Genomic DNA, 9,002 nt, shown 5'->3' on the forward strand with positions numbered 1-9,002 from the left:
CCTCGGTCGGCTCCCTCTCCTGGGGGAGAGGGCTGGGGTGAGGGGTGGGTTCGACGCAGCCCTCAAGCCGAACAATTCACAGCTACAAAAAAGGGGCGCATTCAATGCGCCCCTTTTTCATTACAACAACCGCAATCAGAACGCCGGCAACACCGCACCTTTGTACTTCTCGGTAATGAATTTCTTCACTTCCGGGCTGTGCAGGGCTTCAGCCAGTTTCTTCATGGCGTCGCTGTCCTTGTTGTCCGCACGGGACACCAGGATGTTCACGTAAGGCGAGTCGTTGCCCTCGATGACCAGCGCATCCTTGGACGGATCGAGCTTGGCTTCCAGCGCGTAGTTGGTGTTGATCAGCGCCAGATCGACCTGAGTCAGCACACGCGGGATGGTCGCGGCTTCCAGTTCGCGGATCTTCAGGTCTTTAGGATTTTCGGCGATGTCCTTGACGGTCGACAGGATGTTTTTCGAATCCTTCAGCTTGATCACGCCCGCCTTGTCCAGCAGCAACAGCGCACGGCCGCCGTTGGTGGCGTCGTTCGGGATAACCACATTGGCGCCGCCTGGCAGGTCTTCGATTTTCTTGATCTTGCTCGAGTAGGCGCCCAGCGGCTCCAGGTGTACGCCGGTCACGGCCACCAGGCTGGTGCCCTTGGCCTTGTTGAATTCATCGAGGTACGGCTGATGCTGGAAGAAGTTGGCGTCCAGACGCTTTTCGGCGACCTGCACGTTCGGCTGAATGTAGTCGGTGAAAACCTTGACCTTCAGATCCACGCCCTCTTTCGCCAGGGCTGGCTTGACGAACTCGAGGATTTCCGCGTGCGGCACCGGGGTGGCGGCAACGGTCAGGGTTTCGTCGGCATGGGCCGAGAACGCTGCAACCGCAGCCAGAGCAACGATCAGTTTTTTCATTCAGCTAACTCCTTTTGAGGTGCCCGTGTGGCACCTGCCAGCGAATGGCCGGCTCATTTTTGAATACCAAACCGGGTTATTTGCGCGAAAAATGCACGACCAGCCGGTCGCCCACCATCTGCAGCACTTGCACCAGAATCAGCAGCAGCACCACGGTGACGATCATCACGTCGGTCTGGAAACGCTGATAGCCGAAACGGATCGCCAGGTCACCCAGACCACCGGCACCCACCACACCCGCCATAGCGGTGTAGGAAACCAGTGTAATCGCCGTCACCGTAATCGCTGCGAAGATGCCCGGACGGGCCTCCGGCAACAAGGCGTTCATGATGATCTGGCGGGTAGTCGCACCCATCGACTGGGTCGCTTCGATGATGCCGCGATCGACTTCACGCAGAGCGGTTTCCACCAGACGCGCGAAGAACGGTGTCGCACCTACCACCAGCGGCGGAATCGCGCCGGCCACACCCAGCGAGGTGCCGGTGATCAGCACGGTGAACGGGATCATCACGATCAACAGAATGATGAACGGCAGCGAACGCAGGATGTTCACCACCAGCGACAGCAAGGCGTATACACCTTTGGCTTCGAGCAATTGTCGCGGGCTGCAGAGGAACAGCAGCACACCCAGCGGCAGGCCGAGCAGAACGGTGAACAGCAGCGAACCGCCGAGCATCATCATGGTGTCGCCGGTGGCCAGCCAGATCTCGTACCAGTCGATATTGGTGAAGAAACTCATCAGGTCTGCCATTAGCGCAACACCTCCATGTGAACGTCAGCGGCGGTGAAGCGGGCAAAAGCCGCTTCCATGTCGCCACCGGTGACGGCGAGGGTCAATTGCCCGTAAGGAATGTCTTTGATGCGGTCGATACGACCGGCCAGGATGCTGTAGTCCACACCGGTTTCCCGGGCGACGGTACCGAGCAACGGTGCGTAGGTCGCATCGCCCTGGAAGGTCAGACGCACGATGCGACCCGGCACGTGAGCGAAGTCATCGCGCTGCTCGCTTTCGTCGATCTGCTCGTCTTCTTGCACGAAACGCTTGGTGGTCGGGTGCTTCGGATGCAGGAACACTTCAGCCACCGAGCCCTGTTCGACGATCACGCCGGCATCCATCACTGCCACTTGATCGCAGACACGGCGGATCACATCCATCTCGTGGGTGATCAGCACGATGGTCAGTTTCAGCTCACGGTTGATCTCGGCCAGCAGTTGCAGCACCGAGGCGGTGGTCTGCGGGTCGAGGGCGCTGGTAGCTTCGTCGCACAGCAGGATTTTCGGCTTGGTCGCCAGGGCGCGGGCGATGCCCACACGCTGCTTCTGGCCGCCGGACAACTGTGCCGGGTACTTCTTCGCATGATCGGACAGGCCGACCCGCGCCAGCAATTCGGCCACACGCCGGTCGATCTCGGCGCGGGACAGTTCACCGGCCAGGGTCAGCGGCAGCGCGACGTTGTCGGCCACGGTCTTGGAGGCCAGCAGGTTGAAGTGCTGGAAGATCATTCCGACCTGCTGACGGAAACGGCGCAGGCCATTGGCGTCCAGCGCGGTGACTTCTTCGCCGTCGACGATGATCTTGCCGCCACTGGAATCCTCCAGGCGATTGATCAGACGCAGCAGGGTACTTTTTCCCGCGCCGGAATGGCCAATCAGGCCGAACACCTGACCGTTCTCGATGGAGAGGCTGGTCGGATGCAGCGCGGTGATGTCCTTACCGCCGACGCGGTAAGTCTTATGGACGTTTTGAAACTCGATCACGTAGCGAACCTTGTGGGGCGCGTTGGAAAAGGATCAGCGGTTAGCCGGGCGCGCATTTTAGCCTGTCCGTATAGAGGTTCTTAGCATTTATTTCGCAAATAACCTTCGATTTGGCAATAACAGGATCAAAGGTCATAAAAAAGGAACGCCCGAAACCCTCATCAGTCACTAGTTAAGCGACTTGAAACCCTGGGTGCCGTGCCCGGGAACCACTCGAGCGGCCCGGCGCAATGCCCCGGGCATACAGGAGTTCACGACTGATGAGTACGAAAAAACCTGCCACCGACAAGAGCCAACTGGCCGGCACCGACACCCCGGATCGCGCCAACACCAACGCCAAACTCGACAGCCTGGAAAAATTTCGCTCCGATGCCACCGGCCAGGCGCTGCGCACCAATCAGGGCGTGAAGATCGCGGACAACCAGAACACGCTCAAGGCCGGGCCGCGTGGGCCGTCACTGCTGGAAGACTTCATCATGCGTGAGAAGATCACGCACTTCGACCACGAGCGGATCCCGGAGCGCATCGTCCACGCCCGCGGTACCGGCGCCCATGGTTTCTTTCAAAGCTACGAGAACCATTCGGCGCTGACCAAGGCCGGGTTCCTGCGGGATCCGGGGAAGAAAACACCGGTTTTCGTACGTTTTTCCACGGTGCAGGGGCCACGGGGCTCCGGCGATACCGTGCGTGACGTGCGCGGTTTTGCCGTGAAGTTCTTCACCGACGAAGGCAACTTCGATCTGGTGGGCAACAACATGCCGGTGTTTTTCATCCAGGACGCAATCAAGTTTCCCGACTTTGTCCACGCCGTAAAACCCGAACCGCACAACGAAATACCGACCGGCGGCTCGGCCCACGACACCTTCTGGGACTTCGTGTCGCTGGTACCGGAATCGGCGCACATGGTCATCTGGGCCATGTCCGACCGGGCCATCCCGAAAAGCCTGCGCAGCATGCAGGGCTTCGGCGTGCACACCTTCCGGCTGATCAATGCCGAGGGTAAATCACGCTTCGTGAAGTTCCACTGGCGCCCCACCGCCGGGACCTGTTCGCTGGTGTGGGACGAAGCGCAGAAACTGGCCGGTAAAGATACCGACTACCACCGACGCGATCTCTGGGAGGCCATCGAGACCGGGGACTACCCGGAATGGGAACTCGGCGTACAGGTCATCGAGGAGGAAAACGAGCACGACTTCGATTTCGACATTCTCGACCCGACCAAACTGATTCCCGAAGAAATCGTCCCGATCACGCCGCTGGGCAAAATGACCCTCAACCGCAACCCGGACAATTTCTTTGCCGAAACCGAGCAGGTCGCATTCTGCCCCGGCCATATCGTACCGGGCATCGACTTCTCCAATGACCCGCTGCTGCAAGGTCGGCTGTTTTCCTACACGGACACGCAGATCAGCCGACTCGGCGGGCCGAATTTTCATGAGCTGCCGATCAATCGCCCGGTCGTGCCGTTCCCCAATGGTCAGCGCGATGCCCAGCACCGCACGGTGATCGACAAGGGCCGCGCGTCCTACGAACCGAACTCGATCGATGGCGGCTGGCCGAAAGAAACCCCGCCGGCTGCGCAGGACGGCGGTTTCGAGAGCTACGCAGAGCGCATCGACGCCAACAAGATCCGTCAGCGCAGCGAATCGTTCAGCGACCACTTTTCCCAGGCACGACTGTTCTTCAAGAGCATGAGCAAGCACGAGCAGGAGCACATCATTTCGGCGTACAGCTTCGAGCTGGGCAAGGTTGAACGGGAGCACATCCGGGCCCGGGAAGTGAACGAGATTCTGACCAACATCGATCTGGAGCTGGCGCGTCGGGTGGCGACGAACCTCGGTTTGCCAGCCCCCACCCAAGGCACGGTCGAGGTGCGCAAGACCTCACTGGATCACTCGCCGGCGCTGAGTCAGGCCAATCTGTTGCCCGAGAACATCAAGACCCGAAAAGTCGCCATTCTGGCGGCCAACGGCGTCGATGGCGCGGCGATTGAGGCAATGAAGAAGGCTTTGGCCGCAGAGGGCGCGCACGCCAAGTTGCTCGGCCCGACCTCGGCGCCGGTGAAGACGGCGGATGGCAAAAGCCTGGCGGTGGATGCGTCGATGGAAGGTATGCCTTCGGTGGTGTTCGACGCGGCATTCGTGCCGGGCGGCGCGGCGTCGGTCAAGGCGTTGAGCGGAGACGGCGTGGCGTTGCATTACCTGCTGGAGGCGTACAAGCACCTGAAGGCGATTGCCCTGCATGGCGAGGCGAAACAATTGCTGGATGTGTTGAAGCTGGAGGCGGATGCCGGGTTGATAGAAGGTGCGGATGTGAAAGCGTTGACCAAACCGTTCTTTGCGGCGATCGGGCAGCATCGGGTTTGGGATCGGGAGGCGAAGGCCAAGGCAATTCCGGCCTGAAAAAAACCGCAGCCTGCGAAAAGCAGGCTGCGGTCAATTCAAGGTTTGCGCGGGCTCAGAACCATCTGTGCCGGGACCGTGCGCAAAATCTGCTTCTCGATCTGCAGATCGAAATCCGGATCCAGCTTCTTCACCCGCTTGGTGATCAGTGTCGCCAGCCATGGATAATCGTTGGTGCGCGGCGCCTGAATGCTCACCGCACAATCGTAATTCACGACATCGGCGGCAATCGCGTCGAGTTGACGGCGAAGTTTGCGGCTGTCGGTGATATTCAACGCGACCGTGGTGCTTTCGGCGGTCGGATCGATCACCTTCGCTTTCGGTTTGGCCTCGGCGGCCTGAAGGGCCGCTTCGGCTTTCTCCAGCTCAGCCTTGCGGGCTTCGGTGATCGCACCGTTGACGCCGCCAGTCAGCGCCGGGGCCTTGGGCATCAGCGCGCGGGCACGGGCCAAAGCGGTTGCGGCAGCATTCACATCACCCTTCTGCAGGACGATCTGGCTGCGACGCAAATAGGCTTCGGCCAACTGGCGCTGGTACTGCTCAAGGGATGGATCGTTGGGCGTTTCGGCCTGCAACGCTGCCAACTGGTCCTCGGCGGTGGCCAGTTCGCTGCTGGCCAGGTTTTGCTCCAGCTGTGCAATGGCCGTGGCCCGTGCATCGGGGACTTCGGCCACCGGCGGCGAGCTTTGGCAGGCGCCCAGCAGCACTGAAAATGCGACAAGGAGCAGATAACGGGAGGCGAACGGCTTCATTCCTGCGACTCTCTATTTGCGCAAAAAACGAGCAAGTCTACACCCCTCGACGGGGCAGAACAAAACTCAGCAGAAACAGTGCGGCCGCCGTCACAACGATTGACGGGCCGGCCGGGGTGTCCTTGAACCAGGACAGCGCCAGCCCGCCACACACGGCGAGCATGCCCAGCAGACTCGCGCCCAGCGCCATCTGCTCCGGCGAACGGGCGTGACGTTGTGCCGCAGCTGCCGGGATGATCAACAGCGACGTAATCAGCAATACACCGACGATTTTCATCGCCACGGCGATCACCACCGCGATCAGCAGCATCAGCGCCATACGCAGACCGGCCACCGGCAGGCCTTCGACCCTTGCCAGCTCTTCGTGCACGGTGATGGCCAGCAGCGGTCGCCACAGCGTCACCAGCAGCACAAGCACCGCCGCACTGCCACCAAGGATCCAGGCAAGGTCAGTCGGGCTGATCGCCAGCAGGTCGCCGAACAGATAGGCCATCAGGTCGATCCGCACTTCATGCATGAAGCTTAGTACCACCAGGCCGAGCGAGAGCGTGCTCGGTGCAAGAATGCCCAACAACGTGTCGGATGCCAGCGGCTGGCGTTGTTGCAGCGTCACCAGCAGCACCGCCAGCAGCAGGCAGCCCACGGTGACCGCGACGGTCGGGCTGACATCCAGCAAAAACCCCAGCGCCACGCCCAGCAACGCGGCGTGAGACAGGGTGTCGCCGAAATAGGCCATACGCCGCCAGACCACGAACGAGCCCAGCGGCCCCGCAACCACCGCCAGCGCCAGACCTGCAAGCAGGGCGTAAAACAGAAAATCAGCCATGCTTGCAGCTATCTCCGTGAACGTGAGGTTGGCCTTTCACAGGCCCTTTGACCACGGAACCGTGCAGGTCGTGGGCATGGTCGTGATGGTGGTGATAGACCGCCAGGCTTGGCGCGTGATTGCCGAACAGCTCGACGAAGGCCGGGTCGCCGCTGACCTGCTCGGGATGCCCGGAGCAGCAGACGTGACGGTTGAGGCACACGACCTGGTCGGTGGTGCTCATCACCAGATGCAGATCGTGGGAGACCATCAACACGCCGCAACCATGGCGATCGCGCAGGCGAGTGATCAGGCTGTACAGCTCGGCCTGACCGGCCACGTCGACACCTTGCACAGGCTCGTCGAGCACCAGCAGTTCCGGTTCGCGCAGCAGTGCCCGGGCCAGCAGCACGCGCTGCATTTCACCGCCGGACACGCTCTGCACCGGGCTGTCGATGACGTGCTCGGCGCCCACTTCCTTCAGCGCCGCCAGTGCTCGCGGACGATCGACGCCCGGTACCAGCCGCAGAAAGCGCAGGACTGACAGCGGCAGGGTCGGATCCACGTGAAGTTTTTGCGGCATGTAGCCGACGCGCAGTTTCGGCTTGCGCCAGACGCTGCCGCTGTCGGGCTTCAGCAGCCCGAGCACGGCACGTACCAGCGTGGTCTTGCCGGCACCGTTGGGGCCGATCAGGGTGACGATCTGCCCCGGCTCGACGCTCAGGTGAATGTTGTCCAGCACGTTCTGTCCGGCAAACCGGACAGCCACCTGCTCCAGACGGATCAACGCATCGCTCATCAAGCCCCCCGGCAGCCAGAGCAGAGACCCACCACTTCGACGGTCTGGGCTTCGACGATGAAGCCGACGTCGCTGGCGCTGTGGACGATGGCGTCACTGATGGTTTTTTGCTCAAGTTCGATGGCCGCGTGGCATTCGCGGCAAATCAGGAACTGGCCCTGGTGCGAATGCTTTGGATGAACGCATCCAACGAAGGCGTTCAGCGAAGCGATGCGGTGCACAAGGCCGTTTTCCAGCAGAAAATCCAGCGCACGGTACACGGTCGGCGGCGCGGCGCGCCGGCCGTCCTGCTCGCTGAGCACAGCAAGGATGTCGTAAGCACCCAGCGGTTTGTGGCTCTGCCACACCAGCTCCAGCACCCGCCGACGCAATGCAGTCAGGCGCAGGCCTTTCTGTGCACACAAGGCATCGGCCTCGGACAGGGCGCTGTGGACGCAATGGGAATGGTCGTGGGGACGGCTGGCAATCGGTGTAATAGGCATGAGCGGCGACGAGCTTGGCTGGAGACGTTATTATGTTACCCGTTCTCGCCTCCTTGAGTGGTCATCGTGTCCCGACTTTTTTCTGTTTTTGTGGCTTTTGTCGCCAGTTTTCTGCTGATCGGTCCGGCTCAGGCCGACGTCAGAGTCCTCACCAGCATCAAGCCGCTGCAATTGATTGCCGCAGCGGTGCAGGACGGTGTGGCAATTCCGGAAGTGCTGCTGCCGCCGGGAGCCTCGCCGCATAACTATGCGTTGCGCCCGTCCGACGTGCGCAAAGTGCAATCGGTGGATCTGCTGTACTGGATCGGCCCGGACATGGAAGGTTTCCTGCCCCGCGTGCTGAACGGTCGAACGCTGCCGAGCGTCGCCGTGCAGGATCTGCCGGGCATGAAGCTGCGCCGCTTCGCCGAAGACAGCCACTCCCACGCCGAAGACGCCGACGAGCATGATCACGACCACCGTCCCGGTACGCTCGATGCGCATTTGTGGCTATCGCCGGTGAACGCGCGAGTGATTGCCGACAAAATGGCCGCCGACCTGAGCGCCGCCGACCCGGCCAATGCCGAGCGCTATCAGAGCAACGCCAAGGCGTTTGACGCGCGTCTCGATGCACTGGATCAGCGATTGAAGAAACGTCTGGCGAGCGTTGAAGGAAAACCTTACTTCGTCTTCCACGAAGCCTTCGACTACTTCGAAGATGCCTACGGCCTGAAACACACCGGTGTGTTTAGCGTGGCGGCGGAAGTGCAGCCGGGCGCCCAGCATGTGGCAGCGATGCGTGCGCGCTTGCAGGAGGTCGGCAAGACCTGCGTGTTCAGTGAACCGCCGCTGCGTCCGCGTCTGGCCGAGACCCTGGTGGCGGGCCTGCCGGTGAAGCTGGCGGAACTGGATGCGTTGGGCGGATACACGCCAGCGACGGCTCAGGGTTATGAGCAAGTGCTGGAGAAGCTGGGGAATGATCTGGCGGGCTGCCTGGAGTCGCTGTAAACCCGGGCATCAGTATTGCCCCGTTCGCGAGCAGGCTCGCTCCCACATCAGATTTGTGATCGACACAAAACCAATGTGGGAGCGAGCCTGCTCGCGAAGCTTTTAAAG

At 61.3% G+C, this 9,002-nt stretch carries 9 protein-coding genes; 2 read left to right on the top strand and 7 right to left on the bottom strand.

What is annotated here, in order from left to right; all coding sequences use genetic code 11:
* Window positions 1-135: 135 nt before the first annotated feature.
* The 3 genes from BBF94_RS19780 to BBF94_RS19790 all read right to left on the bottom strand — a co-directional run bounded on the left by BBF94_RS19780 (window position 136) and on the right by BBF94_RS19790 (window position 2,667).
* Window positions 136-909, bottom strand: a complete 774-nt coding sequence (locus tag BBF94_RS19780; protein WP_065260661.1) for a MetQ/NlpA family ABC transporter substrate-binding protein — start codon at window positions 907-909, stop codon at window positions 136-138.
* A gap of 76 nt (window positions 910-985) precedes the next feature.
* Window positions 986-1,660 carry a methionine ABC transporter permease gene (locus BBF94_RS19785; RefSeq protein WP_065260662.1) on the bottom strand — a complete coding sequence of 225 codons (675 nt, stop codon included), beginning with the start codon at window positions 1,658-1,660 and terminating at the stop codon, window positions 986-988.
* On the bottom strand, window positions 1,660-2,667 hold the full coding sequence (locus tag BBF94_RS19790; protein ID WP_065260663.1) for a methionine ABC transporter ATP-binding protein: 1,008 nt from the start codon (window positions 2,665-2,667) through the stop codon (window positions 1,660-1,662). The genes BBF94_RS19785 and BBF94_RS19790 overlap by 1 nt, the downstream gene beginning before the upstream one ends.
* Window positions 2,668-2,927: 260 nt before the next feature.
* On the opposite strand from BBF94_RS19790, the gene katE reads away from it, so the two are divergent.
* Window positions 2,928-5,069 carry a catalase HPII gene (gene katE, locus BBF94_RS19795; RefSeq protein WP_065260664.1) on the top strand — a complete coding sequence of 714 codons (2,142 nt, stop codon included), beginning with the start codon at window positions 2,928-2,930 and terminating at the stop codon, window positions 5,067-5,069.
* Window positions 5,070-5,107: 38 nt separating this feature from the next.
* On the opposite strand, the gene BBF94_RS19800 is transcribed toward katE, so the two are convergent.
* The 4 genes from BBF94_RS19800 to zur are packed head-to-tail and all read right to left on the bottom strand — an operon-like array spanning window position 5,108 to window position 7,907.
* Window positions 5,108-5,821 carry a PA5502 family lipoprotein gene (locus BBF94_RS19800; protein WP_065260665.1) on the bottom strand — a complete coding sequence of 238 codons (714 nt, stop codon included), beginning with the start codon at window positions 5,819-5,821 and terminating at the stop codon, window positions 5,108-5,110.
* Between the two features lie 37 nt (window positions 5,822-5,858).
* Complete coding sequence (gene znuB / locus BBF94_RS19805) at window positions 5,859-6,647, bottom strand: zinc ABC transporter permease subunit ZnuB (protein ID WP_065260666.1); 789 nt, start codon at window positions 6,645-6,647, stop codon at window positions 5,859-5,861.
* Window positions 6,640-7,425 (bottom strand): zinc ABC transporter ATP-binding protein ZnuC, encoded by a 786-nt coding sequence (gene znuC, locus BBF94_RS19810; protein ID WP_065260667.1) that lies wholly within the window; start codon window positions 7,423-7,425, stop codon window positions 6,640-6,642. The genes znuB and znuC overlap by 8 nt, the downstream gene beginning before the upstream one ends.
* Window positions 7,425-7,907 carry a zinc uptake transcriptional repressor Zur gene (zur, locus tag BBF94_RS19815; RefSeq protein ID WP_065260668.1) on the bottom strand — a complete coding sequence of 161 codons (483 nt, stop codon included), beginning with the start codon at window positions 7,905-7,907 and terminating at the stop codon, window positions 7,425-7,427. The genes znuC and zur overlap by 1 nt, the downstream gene beginning before the upstream one ends.
* Window positions 7,908-7,964: 57 nt before the next feature.
* Between zur and BBF94_RS19820 the strand changes: the two genes are divergently transcribed.
* Complete coding sequence (locus BBF94_RS19820; RefSeq protein ID WP_065260669.1) at window positions 7,965-8,894, top strand: zinc ABC transporter substrate-binding protein ZnuA; 930 nt, start codon at window positions 7,965-7,967, stop codon at window positions 8,892-8,894.
* Window positions 8,895-9,002: the final 108 nt, after the last annotated feature.

The organism is Pseudomonas bananamidigenes (assembly GCF_001679645.1).
GTDB lineage: Bacteria > Pseudomonadota > Gammaproteobacteria > Pseudomonadales > Pseudomonadaceae > Aquipseudomonas > Aquipseudomonas bananamidigenes.